The sequence below is a fragment of the Pseudomonas guariconensis genome (assembly GCF_040822035.1).
GTDB classification, from domain to species: Bacteria; Pseudomonadota; Gammaproteobacteria; order Pseudomonadales; family Pseudomonadaceae; genus Aquipseudomonas; species Aquipseudomonas guariconensis.
The window spans coordinates 1,791,053-1,813,071 of the sequence record NZ_CP162012.1 but is presented as its reverse complement, the minus strand read 5'-3'; the positions used below and the strand labels follow the sequence as shown (position 1 = coordinate 1,813,071).

Below are 22,019 nucleotides of genomic sequence, written 5' to 3'. Positions count from 1 at the left end.
TGCGCCATCACTGGCGCCGCACCACCTGTGACCGTTGACCCCGGGTTTCCCGTGTGATCCGGTCCGGCGGACGTTCCGCGGTGAGTCTTGCACGCAAGACCCACGACGGGCAGCCCGCCGTGGTTTCTTATAATTAACGCTTCTTACGGTTGGCGACGTGAATGGCGCCGCCATTCACAGCCAGCGCTGCTTCATGCAGCGCTTCGGACAGGGTCGGATGGCTGAAGACCATCATGCCCAGATCCTCGGCACTGGTGCCGAATTCCATTGCGATCGCGCCTTGCTGAACCAGCTCGGCAGCCGATGGGCCGATCACGTGAACACCCAGGACACGGTCGGTCTTGGCATCGGCGATGACCTTGACGAAACCGCCGGTATCGTTGGCTGCCATCGCACGGCCGCTGGCCGCGAACGGGAAGGTGCCCACGTTAACCTCAACGCCCTCGGCCTTCAAGGCCTGTTCGGTCTTGCCGACCCACGCGATTTCCGGGTGGGTATAGATGACCGACGGAATCAGGTCATAGTTCATCTGGGCTTTGTGGCCCTTGATGCGCTCGACGACCATGATGCCCTCTTCCGAGGCCTTGTGCGCCAGCATCAGACCACGGACCACGTCACCGATGGCGTACACGCCCGGTACGCTGGTCGCGCAGTAGTCGTCGACGTAGATGTAGCCACGCTCGTCGATGGTCACACCGCTGTCGGCAGCCAGCAGGTCGGTGGTCACCGGACGACGGCCCACGGCCACGATCAGTTTGTCGAAGACGATCTTCTGCTCGCCGTTGGCGTCGGTGTAGGTGACTTCGACTTCTTCGCCATTGACCTTCGAGCCGGTCACGCGAGCGCCCAGCTTGATGTCCAGGCCTTGCTTGGTCAGGGTCTTCTGGGCTTCCTTGGAAACCGCGGTGTCAGCGGCCATCAGGAAGGTGTCCAAGGCTTCCAGGACGGTCACCTGGGCACCCAGGCGGGACCATACCGAACCCAGCTCCAGACCGATCACGCCTGCGCCGATGACGCCCAGACGCTTCGGTACCGATTGGAATTCCAGGGCGCCGGTGGAATCGACGATGACTTTCTGGTCGACCGGAGCAGGCGGAATGTCGATCGGACGCGAGCCGGAGGCCAGAATCACGTTCTCGGCTTCGATGACTTCGGTGGTGCCGTCAGCCTTGGTGACTTCGACTTTCTTGCCAGCCAGCAGTTTGCCGTGACCTTGGATAGAGGTAACACCGTTGGCCTTGAACAGGGTGGCGACACCACCGGTCAGGTTCTTGACGATGCCAGCCTTGCGGCCAACCATCGCAGCAACGTCCATCTTCACTTCGCCAGTGGAGATACCGTGGACGTTGAAGCTCTCTTTGGCCTCCTTGTACTTCCAGGAGCTGTCCAGCAGGGCCTTGGAAGGAATGCAACCCACGTTCAGGCAGGTACCGCCCAGGGCCAGTTTGCCCTCGGCGTCGGTGTATTTCTCGATGCAGGCGGTCTTGAGGCCGAGCTGAGCAGCCTTGATCGCGGCCACGTAGCCGCCAGGACCTGCACCAATCACCACTACGTCGAATTTCTGGGTCATAAAAGATTCCTTTTTAGCTTCAAGCGGCAAGTTGCAAGCCGCAAGACTGGCAAGCTTCGACGTGAAGCTTGCCGCTTGCAGCTTGCAGCTGCGCGATTAGATGTCCAGCAGCAGACGAGCCGGATCTTCCAGCAGATTCTTGATGGTCACCAGGAAGGTTACCGCTTCCTTGCCATCGATCAGGCGGTGATCGTAGGACAGCGCCAGGTACATCATCGGGCGAATGACCACTTGGCCGTTGATCGCCATCGGACGCTGGATGATGTTGTGCATGCCCAGGATGGCAGCCTGCGGCGGGTTGACGATCGGGGTCGACATCATCGAGCCGAAGGTACCACCGTTGGTGATGGTGAAGGTACCGCCAGTCATCTCTTCGATGGCCAGTTTGCCTTCGCGGGCCTTCTTGCCGAAGGTGGCGATGCCGTTCTCGATCTCGGCCAACGACATCGATTCGGCGTTGCGCAGGACAGGAACCACCAGGCCGCGGTCGCTGGAGACGGCAACGCCGACGTCAGCATAACCGTGGTAGACGATGTCGTTGCCATCGATCGAGGCGTTGACGGCCGGGAAGCGCTTCAGTGCTTCGGTGGCAGCCTTGACGAAGAACGACATGAAGCCCAGGCGTACGCCGTTGTGGGACTTCTCGAACAGGTCCTTGTACTTCGAGCGCAGGGCCATGACTTCGGTCATGTCCACTTCGTTGAAGGTGGTCAACATGGCCATGCTCGACTGGGCTTCGACCAGACGCTCGGCGATCTTGGCGCGCAGACGGGTCATCGGCACACGCTTCTCGGTGCGATCGCCTGCGGCGGTGACCACTGGCGCAGCAGCAGCGGCAGGCTTGGCAGCCGGAGCGGCGGCAGGCGCGGCCTTCTTGTTGGCGATGGCGGCAACCACGTCTTCCTTGGTGACGCGGCCACCTTTACCGGTGCCGGCAACCGAAGCCAGATCGATGCCGTTCTCTTCAGCCAGCTTGCGAGCGGCTGGAGCGGCGATCGGGTCTTCTTCGCCAGCGTCGGCGGCAGCGGCAGCCGGAGCAGCAGCGGCCGGGGCGGCGGCAGGCGCGGCGGCGGCAGCGCCACCTTCAACGATCGAACCCAGGACTTCGTCGGACAGGACGGTATCGCCCTCGCCCTTGACGATGTCGCCCAGCACGCCGTCGGCGGTGGCCAGAACTTCCAGGACGACCTTGTCGGTCTCGATGTCGACGATCAGCTCGTCACGCTTGACGGCATCGCCCGGCTTCTTGTGCCAGGTGGCAACGGTGCCGTCGGCGACCGATTCCGGGAAGGTTGGGGCTTTGATCTCGATAGCCATTATCAGTGTTTCCTTAAATTCGGTTTCAGGTGCGCGAAGGCGTTAGACAGTGAAAGCATCCTGCAGCAGTTTTTCCTGCTGCTCGGCGTGCATCGAAGCGTAGCCACAGGCTGGCGCGGCGGAAGCGTCGCGACCGGCGTATTCCAGGACCAGCGCCTTGTTGTGGCGGGTCAGGATACGGCGCATGTGATGCTGGCTGCTGTACCAGGCGCCCTGGTTCATCGGCTCTTCCTGACACCAGACCGCGTGCTTGAGGTTGGTGTAAGGCGCCAGGATTTCCACCAGGTCGTCCTCAGGGAACGGATACAGCTGCTCGATACGCACGATGGCGATGTCTTCGCGGCCTTCGGCACGGCGCTTTTCCAGCAGATCGTAGTAGACCTTGCCGCTGCACAGCACGAGGCGCTCGACCTTGGCCGGATCGAGAGTGTCGATTTCCGGGATCACGGTCTGGAACGAACCTTCGGCCAGATCTTCCAGGGTCGAGACGGCCAGCTTGTGGCGCAGCAGCGACTTAGGCGTCAGGACGATCAGCGGCTTGCGCAGCGGACGGATGACCTGGCGGCGCAGCAGGTGGTAGATCTGAGCCGGAGTGGTCGGTACGCAGACCTGGATGTTGTGCTCGGCGCACAGCTGCAGGTAACGCTCCAGACGCGCCGAGGAGTGCTCGGGACCCTGGCCTTCATAGCCATGCGGCAGCAGCATGGTCAGGCCGCACAGACGACCCCACTTGTGCTCGCCACTGGTGATGAACTGGTCGATCACGACCTGGGCACCGTTGGCGAAGTCACCGAACTGGGCTTCCCAAATCACCAGCGCGTTCGGCGTGGTGGTGGAGTAGCCATATTCGAAGGCCAGTACCGCCTCTTCCGACAGGAAGGAGTCGTACAGCTCGAACTTCGGCTGGCCCGGGAACAGATTCTGCAGCGGTACGTAGGTGCTGGCGTCCTTCTGGTTGTGCAACACCGCATGGCGGTGCGAGAAGGTGCCACGACCGATGTCCTGGCCGGTCATGCGGATCGGGTGACCTTCGAACTGCAGGGTGGCGTAAGCCATGGTCTCTGCGTAACCCCAGTTGATCGGCAAGCCACCGGCCTGCATCTTCTGGCGGTCTTCGTAGATCTTCGCGACCTGACGTTGGACGACGAAGCCTTCCGGCAGCTCGAGCAGCTTGGCCGACAGGTCCTGCAGGGTCTTGAGGTCGAAGCGGGTGTCGTGACGCGCAGTCCAGGCATGGCCCAGGTACGGACGCCAGTCGACGAACAGCTCGCGGTTCGGCTCCTTGACTAGGCTCTTGACCACGTGCAGACCGTTGTCCAGGGCGTTGCGGTACTCGTCGATCTTGGCCTGGGCGCGCTCGGCATCGATGCGACCAGCCTGGATCAACGCGTCGGCATACAGCTCACGGGTGGTGCGCTGCTTGCTGATCTGCTGGTACATCAGAGGCTGGGTACCATTCGGCTCGTCGGCCTCGTTGTGGCCGCGACGACGGTAGCAGACCAGGTCGATGACCACGTCACGCTTGAACTGCATGCGATAGTCGATAGCCAGCTGAGTGACGAACAGCACCGCTTCCGGATCATCGCCGTTCACGTGCAGGATCGGCGCCTGGATCATCTTGGCGACGTCGGTGGCGTACTCGGTGGAGCGCGAGTCCAGCGGGTTGGAGATGGTGAAGCCAACCTGGTTGTTGATCACGATGTGCACGGTCCCGCCGGTCTTGAAACCGCGAGTCTGCGACATCTGGAAGGTTTCCATGACCACGCCCTGACCGGCGAACGCAGCGTCACCGTGGATCGAGATCGGCAGAACCTTGTCACCCACGGTGTCGTTGCGACGGTCCTGGCGGGCGCGCACCGAACCTTCCACCACCGGCGAGACGATTTCCAGGTGGGAGGGGTTGAACGCCATGGCCAGGTGGACTTCGCCACCGGGGGTCATCACGTTGGAGGAGAAGCCCTGGTGATACTTCACGTCACCGGAGCCCAGCTCGTTCATCTTCTTGCCTTCGAACTCGTCGAACAGCTCGCGCGGGTTCTTGCCGAAGGTGTTGACCAGCACGTTCAGGCGGCCGCGGTGGGCCATGCCGATCACGACCTCCTTGGTGCCGTAGGAGCCGGAGCGCTGGATCATTTCGTCCAGCATCGGGATCAGGCTTTCGCCGCCCTCGAGGCCGAAACGCTTGGTCCCCGGGTACTTGGTGCCCAGGTACTTTTCCAGGCCTTCGCCCGCGGTGACGCGCTCGAGCAGGTGAGTCTGCACGTCAGCGGAGAATTCAGGACGGCCACGAACGCTTTCCAGACGCTGCTGGAACCAGCTGCGCTGCTCGGAATCGACGATGTGGGTGAACTCGGCGCCGATGGTGCGACAATATGTCTTCTGCAGCGCATCGAAAATTTCGCGTAGGCTCGCTTCCTCTTTGCCGATGAACAGGTCACCGGTACGGAAGGTCGTATCAAGGTCGGCATTGGTCAAGCCGTAGTGATTGATCGACAGGTCTACGGGCGCAGGACGCTGCCACAACCCCAACGGGTCGAGCTTGGCAGCCTGATGGCCGCGCATACGATAGGCCTGGATCAGTCGCAGAACTTCAACCTGCTTCTTCTCGTGTTCACTGCTCACGCTCCCGGCGGATACCGGTTGGGCGCGGCGCTGGTTCTTTGCCAGCAGTACGAAATGGTCGCGGATTGTAGAGTGCGATACATCGGTAGCGGTGCTGCCGTCGGCGGGCAACTTCTGGAAGTAGGTGCGCCACTCTTCTGGCACAGCGTTAGGGTCGTGCAGGTAGAGCTCATAAAGCTCTTCCACATATGCAGCGTTACCACCTGAAAGGTGGGCGCTTTCCCACATGCGCTGCATCACGCTTTCTTGCATGCTTGGTCACCCTCGGTTAGGGGACTGATCGGCAAAAGCCACAGCAAACCTGGAAAAGTCCGAACACAGCGACTGAACCACGCCACCTGGATCCTGCTGATTTTCCGGGTACCAGCCCGGAAGCCCCTGCTGGTCTCATATCTTCATAGGTAATGAGCGCGGGCTTTGTGGGCCCTTGCTCGGGTTTTACCTTGGTGCGGGCTCAGCGCCCGCACCTCGGCTTACTGCAGGTGCAACATTTTTGAATCAGGTGCCGCTTTGCAGCAGCATGTTACGTACGTGACCGATTGCCTTGGTCGGGTTCAGACCTTTCGGGCAAACGTTTACGCAGTTCATGATCCCGCGGCAGCGGAATACGCTGAACGGGTCATCCAGGGACGCCAGGCGCTCCTGAGTCTTGGTATCACGGCTGTCGGCCAGGAAGCGGTAGGCCTGCAGCAGCGCGGCGGGGCCCAGGAACTTGTCCGGGTTCCACCAGAACGACGGGCAGGAGGTCGAGCAGCAAGCGCACAGGATGCACTCGTACAGACCGTCCAGCTTGTCGCGGTCTTCCGGCGACTGCAGACGCTCGATGGCCGGGGCCGGCGTGTCGTTCTGCAGGAACGGCTTCACCTTCTCGTACTGCTTGTAGAAGATGCTCATGTCGACGACCAGGTCACGAATGACCGGCAGACCCGGCAGCGGGCGCAGAACGAGCTTGTTGCCCTTGACCACCGACGACAGCGGAGTGATGCAGGCCAGGCCGTTCTTGCCATTGATGTTCATGCCATCGGAACCGCAAACGCCTTCACGGCAGGAGCGACGGTACGAGAAGCCCTCGTCCTGCTCCTTGATCAGTGCCAGCACGTCCAGGACCATCAGATCCTTGCCACCGGTATCGACCTGGAAGGTCTGCATCTTCGGCGCCGAATCGGTATCCGGGTTGTAACGATAAACTTCGACTTGCAACATAGCGGCCACCCTTAGTAAGTCCGGACTTTCGGTTCGAAGGCAGGAACTGTCTTCGGCGCAAAGTTGACGCCACGCTTGGCAACGCGCTTCTCACCCGGGTAGTACAGGGTGTGGCACAGCCAGTTCTCGTCGTCACGGTCTTCGTAGTCTTCACGGGCGTGAGCACCGCGAGACTCTTTACGGGCTTCGGCCGCGATGGCGGTAGCTTCGGCGACTTCCAGCAGGTTCTGCAGCTCCAGCGCTTCGATACGCGCGGTGTTGAAGGCCTGGGACTTGTCGTTGATCTTGACGTTGGCAATACGCTCGCGCAGACCAGCCAGCTGAGCGATACCCTTCTGCATGTATTCGCCAGTACGGAATACACCGAAGTAGTTCTGCATGCAGCTCTGCAGCTCGCGCTTGAGGCTGGCAACGTCTTCGCCAGTGGTGCGCTCGTTGAGCTTGTTCAGGCGGTTCAGGGCTACGTCGACGTCGGTGTCGCTGGCGTCGCGGTATTCGACGCCTTCGGTCAGCGCCTTCTCCAGGTGCAGACCAGCTGCACGGCCGAAGACCACCAGGTCCAGCAGCGAGTTGCCGCCCAGACGGTTGGCACCGTGAACCGATACGCAAGCCACTTCACCTACAGCGAACAGGCCTGGGATGATCTGATCCTTGCCTTCGGCGTCCATGGTGATGGCCTGGCCATGAATGTTGGTGGCGATACCACCCATCATGTAGTGGCAGGTCGGGATGACCGGAACCGGCGCGACCACAGGGTCAACGTGAGCGAAGGTCTTGGACAGTTCGCAGATACCTGGCAGGCGGCTGTGCAGCACCTCCTCGCCCAGGTGGTCGAGCTTCAGCAGCACGTGGTCCTTGTTCGGGCCCACGCCGTTGCCGGCGATGATTTCCTTGACCATGGAACGGGCGACGACGTCGCGACCAGCCAGGTCTTTGGCGTTCGGCGCGTAACGCTCCATGAAGCGCTCGCCGTGGGCGTTGATCAGGTAGCCACCCTCGCCGCGGCAACCCTCGGTGACCAGTACACCGGCACCGGCGATGCCGGTCGGGTGGAACTGCCACATTTCGATGTCCTGCACCGGCACGCCGGCACGCAGGGCCATGCCGACACCGTCACCGGTGTTGATCAGGGCGTTGGTGGTCGAGGCGTAGATACGGCCCGCACCGCCAGTGGCCAGTACGGTAGCCTTGGACTTGATGTACAGGGTTTCGCCGGTTTCGATGCAGATCGCGATCACGCCGACAAAAGCGCCGTCCTGGTTCTTCACCAGATCAACGGCATAGTACTCGTTGAGGAAGGTGGTGCCTGCTTTCAGGTTGCCCTGATACAGGGTGTGCAGCAGCGCGTGACCGGTACGGTCGGAAGCGGCGCAGGTACGGGCGGCCTGGCCACCCTTGCCGAAGTCCTTGGACTGGCCACCGAACGGACGCTGGTAGATACGCCCAGTTTCGGTACGCGAGAACGGCAGACCCATGTGGTCCAGTTCGAAGACCGCAGCAGGGCCTTCCTGACACATGTACTCGATAGCGTCCTGGTCACCGATGTAGTCGGAACCTTTGACGGTGTCGTACATGTGCCAGCGCCAGTCGTCGTTCGGGTCGGCCGAAGCGATGGCGCAGGTGATGCCGCCTTGGGCGGATACAGTGTGCGAACGGGTCGGGAAGACCTTGGTGACTACGGCAGTCTTGTGACCGCCCTGGGCCAGCTGCAGCGCAGCGCGCATGCCGGCACCGCCGCCACCGATGATGATGGCGTCGAAAGAAATGGTTGGAATGCTAGCCATGGATCAGATACCCCAGAGAATCTGCACACCCCAGACGAAGTACGCGAACATCGCAACGCCGCACACAGCCTGGAACAGGAAACGAATCGCAGTCGCCGACTTGCCGAAGGACATCGGCGTCAGGTAGTCGGTGGCAATGGTCCACATGCCGACCCAGGCGTGAGCGCCCAGGGCAACGAGTGCCAGCAGACTGAAGATACGCATCGCGTTGTTGGAGAACAGACCGTGCCACTGGGCATAGTCGAGACCCGGGTGAACGGCGACGTAGCCGATCAGGAAAATGAAGTAAGCCGCGAGAACGACCGCAGATACGCGCTGCGCCATCCAGTCATAGAGGCCCGAACGCGACAGGTTCGTGACATTAGTTACCATACCCAAACTCCCGCCAGAACGATCAGCACCACGGAGATGACGATCACGATTTTCGAGCCCAGCTTGCCGCCCTCGAGCGTCTCACCGACACCCATGTCCATGATCAGGTGGCGTACACCTGCAACGAGGTGGTACAGCAGGCCGGACAGCAGGCCCCAAGTCACCAGCTTGGCCAGCGGACTGGTCAGACACGCCTTCACCTCGGCAAAGCCCTCCTCGGAACCCAGCGACTTGCCCAATGCGTAAAGCATGATGGCCAGGCCAAGGAACAGGATGACGCCGGAGATACGGTGAAGAATGGACGTGTACGCGGTGATCGGGAGTTTGATGGTCCTTAGGTCTAGGTTTACAGGTCGTTGGCTTTTCACGGCTTTTTTCACACTGAAGAGCCCCTAGCTAACAGGGCAAAGTTGTTGGTAAGTGTACTGGTCAGGTACCCACCACCCAGGGAGCGACGACCCCCAGCGGAACGGGCTTGCAAGCCCCTGGCGGTCGGTTGCGGAGTATAGACAGTTAGGCTGCTTATGACAACGTGAGGGGCTAGCCCAAATAGCGCATTGCCTTTAGCGAACAAAAGGCGTAAATGGGCGAGAATTTCGTGAAAAATCAGGGCTCAGAGGGTGTTTCAACCAGCCTTTAGGCAAATTGACATTCGAATTTATCCCTCTATAGTGGTGCGGGCCCTGCGTGGGGGGTCTGTCTGATGATTTCAAGCATTAATAGGAGGCCACATGGCTGACAAAAAAGCGCAGTTGGTCATCGAGGGCGCTGCCCCCGTCGAGCTGCCCATTTTAACCGGCACCGTTGGTCCCGATGTTATCGACGTCCGCGGGTTGGGGGCTACTGGTCACTTCACCTTCGACCCCGGTTTCATGGCGACTGCGTCCTGCGAGTCGAAGATCACCTACATCGATGGCGACAAGGGTGTCCTGCTGCACCGCGGCTACCCGATCGAACAGCTCGCCGAAAAATCGGACTACCTGGAAACCTGCTACCTGCTGCTCAACGGCGAACTGCCGAACGCCGAGCAGAAGGCCCAGTTCGTCAGCACCGTGAAGAACCACACCATGGTTCACGAGCAGCTGAAATCCTTCTTCAACGGCTTCCGCCGCGATGCTCACCCGATGGCGGTGATGTGCGGCGTGGTCGGCGCCCTGTCGGCGTTCTATCACGACTCCCTGGACATCAACAACCCGCAGCATCGCGAGATCTCTGCGGTGCGCCTGGTCGCAAAAATGCCGACCCTGGCCGCGATGGTCTACAAGTACTCCATGGGCCAGCCGATGATGTATCCGCGCAACGACCTGTCGTACGCGGAAAACTTCCTGCACATGATGTTCAACACGCCGTGCGAGATCAAACCGATCAGCCCGGTGCTGGCCAAGGCAATGGACCGGATCTTCATCCTCCACGCCGACCACGAGCAGAACGCCTCTACCTCCACAGTGCGCCTGGCGGGCTCCTCGGGCGCCAACCCGTTCGCCTGTATCGCCGCCGGCATCGCTGCACTGTGGGGTCCGGCCCACGGCGGCGCCAACGAAGCCGTACTGACCATGCTCGATGAAATTGGCGATGTCTCCAACATCGACAAGTACATCGCCAAGGCCAAGGACAAGAACGATCCGTTCAAGCTCATGGGCTTCGGTCACCGCGTTTACAAGAACCGCGACCCACGCGCCACCGTGATGAAGAAGACCTGCGACGAGGTGCTGAGCGAACTGGGCATCAAGAACGATCCGCAGCTCGAACTGGCGATGCGCCTGGAAGAGATCGCACTGACCGATCCGTACTTCATCGAGCGCTCGCTGTACCCGAACGTCGACTTCTACTCCGGCATCATCCTGAAGGCGATCGGCATTCCGACCAGCATGTTCACCGTGATCTTCGCCCTGGCACGCACCGTTGGCTGGATCTCGCACTGGAAGGAAATGCTCTCCAGCCCGTACAAGATCGGCCGTCCGCGCCAGCTGTACACTGGCCACGAGCAGCGTGACATCGTTGACTTGAAAGACCGCAAGTAAGCTCTTCGAGCCGAACGTAAAAAAGGCTGCCCTTGGGCAGCCTTTTTTATAGCGCAGCAACCGAAAGACCGCTGCTCACCGCTTCGCGGGCATGCCCGCCCTCAGACTCAGGGCTTTTCAGCCTTGTCGCGCAACCCTTTGAGGGTATTGAACGGGGCGTCGACCACGAACTTGTTGGCCAGCCAGGACGGCACACTGCCTCCAGGCTCGGTGTGCACTTGGTAGGTAACCTCGGTGCTGTCACCCTTGGGCACCAGCTTCCAGAAGCCTTGGACCTGTGCCACACGCACATAGCCCTTTTCCTCCGGCAGGTATTTGGGGTCCTCCTCGAGCTTTCGGACCAGGCTGCCGTCAGCCTCCTCGGTGGTGGTCACGTGAAGGATCGAATCACGCGGCGTCACCGGCCAGGGCGTATTGAAACGAGTATAGGTCCAGCTCTGCGCGCCATCCTGTTTGAGCAGCTTTTGCGACTCGCACTCATGAATCCACTTGCAGGCACCTACGGTGTCCTCCTGCAAAGCCTTGACCTTGGCCAGCGGCGCCTTGATCAAGGTCACGCCGCGATAGGCTTTGTACTTCGAACCCGGCACTTCACTGAGGGACACCTTGATGCCGTCCTCATCCTTGGCCACCTGCCAGTTCTCGGCCCAGGCAGCCGGCGACAGCAGAACACCGACGCCACACAGCAGTGCAATACGCTTGATCGATCTCATCGTTTTGTTCCTTGTTGTCGAAGATCCAACCTGTTACGCCGCCGTCATTTGCTCCAACCAGCCGAGAATCCTGATCGCCTCGTCGCGATCATTGCCGCACACCTCCACGTCCGCCTTGAACCCACCACACACCGCCGGCCGCTCAGGCTTGCCAAACAACTCACAGAGGTTGTCAGTGGTCAGGTGCAGGCACCGCTCGCCAGCTGGCTTGCCCTGGGGCATGCGCGGCATCGGCGAGCTGATGGATGGGGCAATGCAGCATGCGCCGCAGCCCTCTCGGCATTTCATGAAACAGGACTCCCACGAGCAAAACGGGACGAACGTCCCTGGATAGTAACCGCTCAAACATATGTTTGAAATTGCGGATCGGATGAAATCTGCCGTGACCCGGCAGTCAGTTGGAACACCTACTGACGAAACTCGAAATCGATAGCAGCGCCCTCCACATCATGACGACTGTCGTTGCGCAGCTGTAACTGCATTTCGTTGTTGATCAGGCGCCCATTGAGTTGGAAGGGACTGTCATCGCTGACTGGCTTTTGCGGAAACATGGACGGCAGCAAAGGCTTGCGCCGCATCACCGGATCACCCACCTCTGGCTTGAGTTCTTCGACCATCGCGGCAGGCAAACTCAGGTCTAGCTTTGGCTTGGGCAACGGCTTGGCGACCGCCTTGGTCAAAGGTTTTTTGCGCACTACCTTGCCGGACGGCTTGGCCTTGCCCCTGCCCGGCGTCTTGCTCGCGACTTTGCCGGCCTTGTTCGCCGCCTGCTTGCGTACTGGCTTGGCCGCCGGCTTGGTTTGCGTCGCAGACGCTTTGGCCGCCGGCTGCGTGGCGTGTGCCATAGCAGCGGACAGGCACAACGGCGCCAGGCAAAGGAGTAGGACAAAAGAGCGAAGCGCTTTCATGGACATCAGGAGCGTGCTGGAAAAGTGTGCGTATGCTCTCTGTTCCGAACGCCACTGGCAAGATTTACAACAGTGATCCTGTCGACGATTTGCATAACTGATGAGCCAGCAGACCCAGCGTGATCACTGCACGCTCGGCCTCCTTGTTCCATGGAATGCCGCAGTTGAGCCGAATGCAATGGTTGAACTGCTCGGTGTTGCTGAAGATAAGCCCCGGCGCGATGCTGATGCCTTGCTCCAACGCCCGCACATGCAGATCTTGGGTGTTGACCCTCCCAGGCAGGCTCACCCAGAGAATGAATCCTCCCGTAGGCCGGGTCATCTGCGTACCTTCAGGAAAATGCTGCTGCACGGCCAACTGATAGGCGCTGAGGTTCTTGCGGTACTCCTGGCGGATGTACCGCAGGTGGCGGTCATATCCGCCGTTTTCCAGATAGGCGGCCACACCCATCTGGGTGACGCTGCACGCCGAATGGGTGGTGAAGGTCTGCAGCCGCTGGATCTCGTCCTGGTAACGACCGGCAATCATCCAACCTACCCGCACTCCAGGCGAAAGGGTCTTGGAAAAGCTTGAGCAGTAGATGACCCGATCCAGACGATCGAATGCCTTGAGCGCCTTGGTCCGGCCTTGCTCGAACATCAGTTCGCCATAGATGTCGTCCTCGACGATCTGGATATCGAAGTCCGAGGCCAGACGCAACAGCTGCTTTTGCCGATCCTCAGGGATCGTGCCCCCCAAGGGATTGCTCAGACGCGGGGTCAACACCAGGGCCTTGATTGACCATTGGTTGGCAGCCAACTGCAAGGCCTCAAGACTGATGCCGGTCGACGGGTCACTCGGAATCTCGATGACCTTGAGCCCCAACAAGTCGGCCAATTGCAGCAATCCATAATAGGTGGGCGACTCCGCAGCGATCAGGTCGCCTGGGCGAGTCAGTACCCGCAACGACATTTGCAGGGCATCGACGCAACCATGGGTCACCACCACCTCACGCGGATCGACCAGCACCCCGGCGTCACGCATACGAATGGCTATCTGCCGGCGCAGTGGCTCGAAACCAGGACTGAACATGTAACTGAAGGCGCGCGGGCTGTGAAAGCGCGTCACTTTGGCCAATTGCTGATGCAGAGCCCGCACCGGCAAATAGTCAACGTGCGGGACTGCCGCACCAAAGGGGAAAACTCCGTCTCGTCGCGCCTCGGTCAGCACCTGTTGGATGATGCTCGCACGAGTGACCAGGCCCGGCCGCTCGACCCGGGCGATATCCGGGGTCTGTGCGGTGAGTGCCGGGGTCTGGTGCACGTAGTAGCCGGACTGCGGCCGCGCGCGGATCAGGCCTTGATCCTCCAGATTGGCATAGGCCTGCAGCACCGTGGCATGACTGACGTTGAGCTGGGCGCTCATCTTGCGCACGGAGGGCACACGCTCACCAGGCTGGTAGACACCTCGGCGGATGTCATCGGCCAGTTGCTGGGCAATGCGCTGGTACAACAGCAGGTTGGTCATGGCGGCTCTCGAAACGCGGACGGGTTCGTTGTTCTTGTGCGACTCAAAGCCGAGTCAGAATACCGTAACAGTTACGAAGTGTACTGGGACAGATTGGAGAATAGTCAACAATACAGTGAGGTAACAATCACAGAATCAACAAACCCGCCCGTTACCGACGAACGAGATAGCCAAAAACCTACAAGAACGCCCGGCTTCAACGCGCTGGCGCGAGCTTGCCCTTGTCGTCGGAAAAGACGATTTCGACCCGACGGTTCTGCGCCCTGCCCCGCTCGGACGCATTGGCGTCGATCGGATACTGGTCGCCATAGCCTTCGACCTGTATGCGTTTTTCGTCTACACCCAGGTCGATCAACATATCAGCCACGGCCTGGGCACGATCCCGCGATAGCGCGAGGTTATCCTCGGGCAGTCCGGTACTGTCGGTATACCCTTCGACCCGCACCACACGACGAGGATTGAGCTGCAGGAACTGGACGAGCTTGAGCACCGTGCGGCTGGCAGAGGTCTTGAGCTCGGCGCGACCAGTGTCGAACAGCACATCGCCCAACGTCATCACCAAGCCACGATCGCTTTGCTCGGAGGCCATGGCCGCGATCTGCGCTTCGACCCACTTACCCTGCTGTTGGACGCTGGCCAATTTGGCTTCGCGCAGACCCAGCTGCAAGCGCTGGCGCTCCAGGTCGAGCTTGGCCAGACGCTCTTGATTGAGGGCCAACTTGGCATGCTCGGCCGCGATCTCGCTGTAGCGCTTGCTCAAATAGGCGTAGTGACGCACGTCGGACCCGGTGCCGATGTAGCTCGAGAGACGCTCGGCACGCGCCAGGGATTCACCAGCACGAATCACATCGCGCGGCGCGCTGCGCAGCACATCGGCATCATCCTTGACCTTTTGGAAGGCGACCGCCGCTTCATCGAGCGCCGACTCGCTGCGCTGGCTCGCGCAACCCTGCAACCCGACCAGCGCCATCAGCGCCAGTGCAGCCATTGATTGGCGACGCATCATGGCTGGACCTCCAGTTGCTTGCGAAGGCGCTTGACCCGCGCCTGCACGACCTGAAGCTGCTCTTCGCTCTTCTGGGTCAACACCCGAGCCTCGGCCAGGCGCGCATCCAGCTCGGCCTGCTCGGCGCGCATGCGCGCGTCACGGTAATCCTCGGTGGCCATGTTGGTCTTGGCTCTCGCAAGTTTGTCTTCGGCCAGTTTCAATTCCGCCACCTGCTCGGTGGCACCGACGGCCTTGGCCTGCTCCAGGGCCTGCTCGGACAGACGCATCTGCTCGTTGGGCGCAGGATCGTTGGCACAGCCAGCCAGGCCGAGCATGGCCAAGGCAAGGATCAGTGGTTGGGTTCTCATTGCATTCCTACTGTTTAGGGGCATCCAGAGGCGCCTGCATCTGCGCCTTCCAGCGCTCGACATTGCGCTGCAGCACAGCCTGGGACACCCCGGAGATCGGCAATTCTGTCAGTTTTTTTGCCAGTTGTCCGCGCAGCCAGGCGTCATTGCAGGCCGAGTTGTGCGACACAGCGAGGTACAGGCCTGGGCGGTCCACCGGCAAGCCGCGGGCGATCAAGTCGTTGCCCATCCCCAGACTCTGGACCATGCCCATGCCCGAATAGCGCCCGGCCAGCACATAATCGACCTGGCCCAGTACCAGTTTCTGGAAGGCCTGAGTCAGGTTCTGCGCAGGGGCCAGCTTGAGCTGGGCCTTGGCGAAGGCTTCGAAAGCCGGAGTCAGGCGAGCCCGCTCGGAAATACTGCCTTGGTACTGGGCAAGGTCCGCCGGCCCGTCGAAGACCAACGTGGCGTCATGACGAGTCCAGACAAGGTACTCGTTGAGCTGCAACGGCGGATGGATGTAGTCCAGGGCGGTCAACTGTTCGACCTGCATGGGCGTATCGATCAACAGGTCCATACGCCCGCTGCGCACCTCCTCCAGCGCCTGGTCGCGCTTGCCGGCGTGCAGCACTTCGACCGACACCCCAAGCTCGGCGGCGACCTGACGCAGCAGGTCGACATTGGCACCGATCAGATGCCGAGGATCTTTCGGATCCTGCCAGGAATACGGCGGAGCATCCGGGCTGCCGGTCGCCACCAGGCGTTCGCACTTGCCTGCTGCCATTGTCCATGGCGCCGACAACGCCGCCATGCAGGCCAGCACCCTGCCCGCTTTGCGAAACTCCATGCCCTACTCCTTGCAGCCAGAAAAAAGCCCGGCCCTCGTTTCGGAGGGCCGGGCTTCTTTATAAGTGAAGCCGCCGGATCAGACCAGCTTTTCCAGCTCTGGAACCGCCTCGAACAGGTCGGCGACCAGGCCGTAGTCGGCGACCTGGAAGATCGGTGCTTCTTCGTCCTTGTTGATCGCAACGATCACCTTGGAGTCCTTCATGCCCGCCAGGTGCTGGATCGCGCCCGAGATACCGACGGCGATGTACAGCTGCGGCGCAACGATCTTGCCGGTCTGGCCGACCTGCATGTCGTTGGGCACGAAGCCTGCGTCGACCGCGGCACGCGAGGCACCGACAGCAGCGCCAAGCTTGTCGGCCAGGGCGTACAGATGCTTGAAGTTGTCACCGTTGCCCATGCCGCGACCGCCGGAAACGACGATCTTGGCAGCGGTCAGCTCAGGACGGTCGGACTTGGCCAGCTCCTCACCAACGAAAGCAGACTTGCCAGCGTCGTGCACGGCACCAACGGCCTCGACAGCAGCCGAACCACCCTCGGCGGCCACGGCGTCGAAGCCGGTGGTACGCACGGTGATGACCTTGACCGCAGCGCTGGACTGCACGGTAGCAATGGCGTTACCGGCATAGATCGGGCGCTTGAAGGTGTCGGCAGACTCGACCGAGATGATCTCGGAGATCTGGTCGACGTCCAGCAGCGCGGCGACGCGTGGCAGGATGTTCTTGCCATTGGTGGTGGCCGGAGCCAGCACGTGGCTGTAGCCCTTGCCCAACTCGGCGATCAGCGGCGCTACGTTTTCCGGCAGCGCGTGAGCGTAGGCGGCATTGTCAGCGACCAGTACCTTGGCAACGCCAGCGATCTTGGCGGCAGCTTCAGCGACACCACCGACGTTCTGGCCTGCGACCAGCACATGGATATCCCCACCGATCTTGGCGGCAGCGGCAACAGTGTTCAGGGTAGCCGGGGCAACGGCACCGTTTTCGTGTTCAGCGACAACCAGGATAGTCATTTAGATTACCTTCGCCTCGTTCTTCAGTTTCTCGACCAGTTCAGCCACCGACTTGACCTTGATACCCGCGCTGCGAGCAGCCGGGGCTTCGACTTTCAGGGTCTTGGTGGTGGAAGCGGTGGAGACGCCCAGCGCGTCTGGAGTGACAGTCTCCAGCGGCTTCTTCTTGGCTTTCATGATGTTCGGCAGCGACGCATAGCGTGGCTCGTTCAGACGCAGGTCGGTGGTGACGATCGCCGGCAGGTTCAGCGCGACGGTCTGCAGGCCGCCATCGATTTCACGGGTGACGTTGAGCTTGTCGCCAGCCACTTCGACCTTGGAGGCGAAGGTGCCTTGGGCGTAGCCGGTCAGCGCAGCCAGCATCTGGCCGGTCTGGTTGTTGTCACTGTCGATGGCTTGCTTGCCAAGGATGACCAACTGTGGCTGCTCTTTATCGACAATGGCCTTGAGCGCCTTGGCCACGGCCAGGGAGTTGAGCTCTTCGGCGGTCTCGACCAGGATGGCGCGATCGGCACCCAGCGCCAGGGCGGTACGCAGCTGCTCCTGAGCAGCGGTCGGACCGACGGCAACGGCGACGATCTCGGTCGCAACGCCCTTTTCCTTCAGGCGTACGGCTTCTTCCACGGCGATTTCGCAGAAGGGGTTCATGGACATCTTGACGTTTGCAAGGTCGACGCCGGAGTTGTCCGCCTTGACGCGAACCTTGACGTTGTAGTCGACCACTCGTTTGACAGCTACAAGAACCTTCATGGATTCCTCGTTACTCTCCGGTGAAAAGAATGTCGCCTGGGGCATGCCCGGCGATTGCGCGTGGGTACAAGGGCACCTCTAAAAACGTTCCTGGCTGCGGGGAATTTCCTGTGACCGAACAGTCCTGTTTCGACTTCGCCGGCAAAACCGACGGGTCATTTTCTGTCGTGGCGTGTAGACTCCACTACAAAACCGGATTCGGCCCGAAAACCCTGCTCCATGCCTGGTCTTTAGGGGTACACCTGCGCCCGGCGGTCAGCCTACGGCGAGCGTAAAACCGCTCGTATCTTGACCGTAACACCTAATCCGGTCAATACGGCAAATCGGCCAGCCTCCAGCCGCGTTCCAGTGATTTTACTGGGCTCCGGCAAATTCAAACAAACGTTTGTATTGGACCCGCCAAGTGGTGTAGATATAATGCGCGGCCAAGACAAAGCGGTGTAGTCCGTCATCCACGAAGCTACAGCTTACACAGTCGTGCATGGCCCTCCATCACCCAAAAAGACAAGACAAGCAACAGCGATGAGCCTTGAGTAGGAGAGAACCAGTGGAACGCGAATACATGGAATTCGACGTGGTCATCGTCGGCGCAGGCCCGGCGGGCCTGTCCGCCGCCTGCCGCCTGAAGCAGAAGGCCGCCGAAGCCGGTAACGAGATCAGCGTCTGCGTGGTCGAGAAAGGCTCGGAAGTCGGTGCCCACATCCTCTCCGGCGCGGTGTTCGAGCCACGTGCTCTGAACGAACTGTTCCCCGACTGGAAAGAACTCGGTGCTCCGCTGAACACCGAAGTCAAGCGCGACGACATCTATGTACTCAAGGATGCGAGCAGCTCGACCAAGGTCCCTGACCTGTTCGTGCCAAAGACCATGCATAACCAGGGTAACTACATTATCTCCCTGGGCAATCTGTGCCGCTGGCTGGCCCAACAAGCCGAGAACCTGGGCGTGGAAATTTACCCAGGCTTCGCCGCCCAGGAAGCGCTGTTCGATGAGAACGGCGTGGTCCGCGGAATCATCACGGGCGACCTGGGGGTCGACCGCGAAGGCAACCCTAAAGACGGCCTGTACACGCCAGGCATGGAACTGCGCGCCAAGTACACGTTGTTCGCCGAAGGCTGCCGTGGTCATATCGGCAAACAGTTGATCAAGCGCTTCAACCTCGACAGCGAGTCCGACGTCCAGCACTACGGCATTGGCCTCAAGGAAATCTGGGAAATCGATCCGGCCAAGCACGAGCAAGGCCTGGTGGTGCACACCGCCGGCTGGCCGCTGGACGTAGTGAGCGCCGAGAACACCGGCGGCTCCTTCCTTTATCATCTGGAGAACAATCAGGTGGTGGTCGGCCTGATCGTCGACCTCTCCTATGCCAACCCCTACCTGTCGCCATTCGATGAGTTCCAGCGCCTGAAGCACCACCCGGTGATGAGCCAGTACCTCGAAGGCGGCAAGCGCATCAGCTACGGTGCCCGCGCCATCTGCAAGGGCGGCCTGAACTCGCTGCCGAAGATGGTCTTCAACGGCGGCGCACTGATCGGTTGCGACCTGGGCACCCTGAACTTCTCCAAGATCAAAGGCAGCCACACCGCCATGAAGTCCGGCATGCTCGCCGCCGACGCCGTGGCCGAAGCTCTGTTCGCCGGTCGCGAAGGTGGCGACACCCTCGACAACTACGTCAGCGCCTTCAAAGCCAGCTGGCTGTATGAGGAGCTGTTCGCCAGCCGCAACTTCGGCCCTGCGCTGCACAAGTTCGGCCCCTTGCTCGGTGGTGCGTTCAACTACATCGACCAGAACTGGTTCGGCGGCAAGCTGCCGTTCACCCTGCACGACACCAAGCCGGACTACGCCTGCCTCAAGCTGGCAGCCGATTCGCAGAAGATCGACTACCCCAAACCCGACGGCAAGCTCAGCTTCGACAAGCTGAGTTCGGTGTTCCTCTCCAGCACCAACCATGAAGAGGAACAGCCCTGCCACCTGAAACTGGCCGATGCCAGCGTACCGATCGCCAGCAACCTGCCGCTGTATGACGAACCTGCCCAGCGCTACTGCCCGGCCGGCGTGTACGAAGTGGTTACCCAGGAAGACGGGAGCAAGCGCTTCCAGATCAACGCGCAGAACTGTGTGCATTGCAAGACCTGCGACATCAAGGACCCGGCCCAGAACATCACCTGGGTCACTCCAGAAGGCGCAGGCGGGCCGAATTACCCGAACATGTAACATCGCCCCGCATGAAAAAAGCCCCCAAGGCCAGGCCTTGGGGGCTTTTTCGTTTGGGTTGCAGGCCATCACATCGCCGGGGTTTGCGTCCTGTATCGGATCTGCGTACTGCTCGTATCCAGCCCAAGTTGGGCCAGCCGTTCGCGCACATGTGCCAGACATGTGCCGCCATCGGGCAGGTAATGCCCGGACGCGTCGTTGATCATCCCCAAAAGATCCTGCACAGCCATGTGGGTCGCAACACGAGTGATGGTGAGCTCTCCGGCGCACACCACTGGATTGCCGGAGCCGAGTTGGCTATGACGGATATAGCTGCTGCGGGACGCGGTCTTGTCCCAACGCCGGATGATGATGCTTCCCTGTGGGGTGTAGACCCACGTGTAAGAATCGATTGCGGTATTGGGCTCAAGATAGACCGGTTTCTTGTCTTTGAGATCGTAGGCCAGAAGCCTGCCCTGATACTCGCCAATCAACTGGCACACCCCCGTGAGCGTTTCCGGTTCATACGAACGCCAGTTCAGCCAATCGGACAGCAGTGGCCCCCAATTGACCGGATAGGTGTACCCGGCAAAGTCCAACGGCGTCTGACCGCCCTCCTCACGCCAGTCCAGCCAATTGATCGTACCCGTCCAGTTTGCGCCTGACGTTGGCAACAGCCATGGACTGTCGGACCCGAGCACACGGTTGCTCATGTGGTCATTGACCACCAGATCCAGCGCGTTCATACGCCATGCTGGACCGTAGCCGTCGCCGCTTACCTGATACAGCTCCACGCTGACGAGTTCGTCGGCAAAGATGGTGCGCCCTTGGAACATACTGGCCAGATCCACCTCGGCAGCCAGCGCCGAGCCTCGTTCGAAATTCCTGGCCAGAAGCTGCTGATGACGGCTGCCATTGATCGAGAAGTAGACGCTGTCCGAAGTCCCGGCGCTGTAGTCGTCGCAGACCTGCACATGCAGGACCAGCTTCTCGACCTGCATGCCCGACGCCTTGTTACGCGGTCGTTTCACCTGCCAACGCACAGATGGCAACCCCGGGTCCTGAGGCTGAAGCCAGACCTCGCCATGCGCCGGGTCTGCGCACAGCGCCTGCGCCTGAGGGCCAAACGCAAGCACCCCTTCGGGAGAAAGATGCCATTTTTCAAGCCCTTGGGCGGGCGGCAGACAACGTACTCCCAGGCCAAGGACTTGACCGGTGGCGACGCTGCTCAGTTTTCCGTCCTTGAACATCCATTGCATGGCCAGGGTCTCCGGCCCCGAATCAATGCGCACGCCCTTTTCATCGGCCATCAGCAAAGCATGGTCATGGCCCAGGCAAAAAGGGATACCCACTGGCAATCCCTCGATTTCGGACTCGCGGCCGTCCTTGCCATCCAGCGAATCAAGTTCCAGGTGCGAGATTTGCACCTCATGGCCATTGGCATCGATCAGACGCAGTGCAACGCCACTGGCCGCCTCCTGGATATCAGCGATATGCCGGAACCCTTGCAGAGGTCGGCCCCCCGTGAGCCGCTGGCCATCCCCATAGACCACCAGCCAGGCCTGCTCATGGTGTACCCGGTCATCAAAGACGCAGGCTTTGCTGTTTCCCCAGCGTATGACGGGCGTACTCATCACAGGGGCATGACCGGGATCAGCCTCTGGCGTGTCGCGCGCCACACCGGAGAACAACATGTCCTGGGGGATTTCCGGCAGTTGCTCGCGCGTCTGCCACTTCACGTTAAAGCCATACATCGGCAGCCTCCAAATCCGGTAGATGCGGGTGCTTGAATCAAGCACCGAGCAATCTACGCAGAGGCTCCACCACCGACAGTCAGTGCCGTTCCCCTTACCTTGCGTGAACCCTAG

19 protein-coding genes are annotated in these 22,019 nt (G+C 60.8%); 2 read left to right on the top strand and 17 right to left on the bottom strand.

Going from position 1 to position 22,019, the window contains the following annotated elements; all coding sequences use genetic code 11:
- Window positions 1–133 precede the first annotated feature (133 nt).
- The 7 genes from lpdA to sdhC form a co-directional block, all read right to left on the bottom strand.
- Complete coding sequence (gene lpdA / locus AB1N67_RS08180; protein WP_043211417.1) at window positions 134–1,570, bottom strand: dihydrolipoyl dehydrogenase; 1,437 nt, start codon at window positions 1,568–1,570, stop codon at window positions 134–136.
- Window positions 1,571–1,666: 96 nt separating this feature from the next.
- Complete coding sequence (gene odhB / locus AB1N67_RS08175) at window positions 1,667–2,887, bottom strand: 2-oxoglutarate dehydrogenase complex dihydrolipoyllysine-residue succinyltransferase (protein WP_043211419.1); 1,221 nt, start codon at window positions 2,885–2,887, stop codon at window positions 1,667–1,669.
- A 42-nt stretch (window positions 2,888–2,929) separates the two neighbouring features.
- Window positions 2,930–5,761, bottom strand: coding sequence for a 2-oxoglutarate dehydrogenase E1 component (locus tag AB1N67_RS08170; protein ID WP_043211421.1), 2,832 nt, complete (start codon window positions 5,759–5,761; stop codon window positions 2,930–2,932).
- Window positions 5,762–6,007: 246 nt separating this feature from the next.
- Window positions 6,008–6,712 (bottom strand): succinate dehydrogenase iron-sulfur subunit, encoded by a 705-nt coding sequence (locus AB1N67_RS08165; RefSeq protein WP_043211423.1) that lies wholly within the window; start codon window positions 6,710–6,712, stop codon window positions 6,008–6,010.
- Between the two features lie 11 nt (window positions 6,713–6,723).
- Window positions 6,724–8,496: a succinate dehydrogenase flavoprotein subunit gene (gene sdhA / locus AB1N67_RS08160; RefSeq protein WP_043211425.1), complete on the bottom strand. Its 1,773-nt coding sequence runs from the start codon at window positions 8,494–8,496 to the stop codon at window positions 6,724–6,726.
- 3 nt (window positions 8,497–8,499) lie between these two features.
- Window positions 8,500–8,868: a succinate dehydrogenase, hydrophobic membrane anchor protein gene (gene sdhD, locus AB1N67_RS08155; RefSeq protein WP_043211427.1), complete on the bottom strand. Its 369-nt coding sequence runs from the start codon at window positions 8,866–8,868 to the stop codon at window positions 8,500–8,502.
- Entirely contained in the window at window positions 8,862–9,248 is a 387-nt protein-coding gene (sdhC, locus tag AB1N67_RS08150) for a succinate dehydrogenase, cytochrome b556 subunit (RefSeq protein WP_023628897.1), read from the bottom strand. The genes sdhD and sdhC overlap by 7 nt, the downstream gene beginning before the upstream one ends.
- A gap of 351 nt (window positions 9,249–9,599) precedes the next feature.
- On the opposite strand from sdhC, the gene gltA reads away from it, so the two are divergent.
- Entirely contained in the window at window positions 9,600–10,889 is a 1,290-nt protein-coding gene (gltA, locus tag AB1N67_RS08145) for a citrate synthase (protein WP_043211428.1), read from the top strand.
- A 107-nt stretch (window positions 10,890–10,996) separates the two neighbouring features.
- On the opposite strand, the gene AB1N67_RS08140 is transcribed toward gltA, so the two are convergent.
- The 9 genes from AB1N67_RS08140 to AB1N67_RS08100 form a co-directional block, all read right to left on the bottom strand.
- The gene (locus tag AB1N67_RS08140) at window positions 10,997–11,602 is read right to left on the bottom strand and encodes an START domain-containing protein (RefSeq protein WP_043211429.1); all 606 of its coding nucleotides are present in this window, start codon (window positions 11,600–11,602) and stop codon (window positions 10,997–10,999) included.
- Window positions 11,603–11,635: 33 nt separating this feature from the next.
- Entirely contained in the window at window positions 11,636–11,890 is a 255-nt protein-coding gene (locus tag AB1N67_RS08135; RefSeq protein ID WP_043211431.1) for a YkgJ family cysteine cluster protein, read from the bottom strand.
- A 119-nt stretch (window positions 11,891–12,009) separates the two neighbouring features.
- The gene (locus tag AB1N67_RS08130; protein ID WP_197853298.1) at window positions 12,010–12,510 is read right to left on the bottom strand and encodes a hypothetical protein; all 501 of its coding nucleotides are present in this window, start codon (window positions 12,508–12,510) and stop codon (window positions 12,010–12,012) included.
- A 64-nt stretch (window positions 12,511–12,574) separates the two neighbouring features.
- Window positions 12,575–14,017: a PLP-dependent aminotransferase family protein gene (locus tag AB1N67_RS08125; protein WP_043211432.1), complete on the bottom strand. Its 1,443-nt coding sequence runs from the start codon at window positions 14,015–14,017 to the stop codon at window positions 12,575–12,577.
- A gap of 196 nt (window positions 14,018–14,213) precedes the next feature.
- Window positions 14,214–15,023 carry an OmpA family protein gene (locus AB1N67_RS08120; protein WP_043211433.1) on the bottom strand — a complete coding sequence of 270 codons (810 nt, stop codon included), beginning with the start codon at window positions 15,021–15,023 and terminating at the stop codon, window positions 14,214–14,216.
- A complete protein-coding gene (locus AB1N67_RS08115) occupies window positions 15,020–15,373 on the bottom strand; it encodes a DUF4398 domain-containing protein (protein WP_043211434.1) in 354 nt (117 codons plus the stop codon). The genes AB1N67_RS08120 and AB1N67_RS08115 overlap by 4 nt, the downstream gene beginning before the upstream one ends.
- Before the next feature lie 7 nt (window positions 15,374–15,380).
- Window positions 15,381–16,202, bottom strand: a complete 822-nt coding sequence (locus AB1N67_RS08110; protein ID WP_043211436.1) for an ABC transporter substrate-binding protein — start codon at window positions 16,200–16,202, stop codon at window positions 15,381–15,383.
- 78 nt (window positions 16,203–16,280) lie between these two features.
- Window positions 16,281–17,210 carry an electron transfer flavoprotein subunit alpha/FixB family protein gene (locus AB1N67_RS08105; protein WP_043211437.1) on the bottom strand — a complete coding sequence of 310 codons (930 nt, stop codon included), beginning with the start codon at window positions 17,208–17,210 and terminating at the stop codon, window positions 16,281–16,283.
- A complete protein-coding gene (locus AB1N67_RS08100) occupies window positions 17,211–17,960 on the bottom strand; it encodes an electron transfer flavoprotein subunit beta/FixA family protein (RefSeq protein ID WP_043211439.1) in 750 nt (249 codons plus the stop codon).
- A 547-nt stretch (window positions 17,961–18,507) separates the two neighbouring features.
- Between AB1N67_RS08100 and AB1N67_RS08095 the strand changes: the two genes are divergently transcribed.
- Entirely contained in the window at window positions 18,508–20,172 is a 1,665-nt protein-coding gene (locus AB1N67_RS08095; RefSeq protein WP_043211441.1) for an electron transfer flavoprotein-ubiquinone oxidoreductase, read from the top strand.
- A gap of 68 nt (window positions 20,173–20,240) precedes the next feature.
- Here AB1N67_RS08095 and AB1N67_RS08090 read toward each other — a convergent pair whose 3' ends face one another.
- A complete protein-coding gene (locus tag AB1N67_RS08090; protein WP_367863659.1) occupies window positions 20,241–21,905 on the bottom strand; it encodes a hypothetical protein in 1,665 nt (554 codons plus the stop codon).
- Window positions 21,906–22,019: the final 114 nt, after the last annotated feature.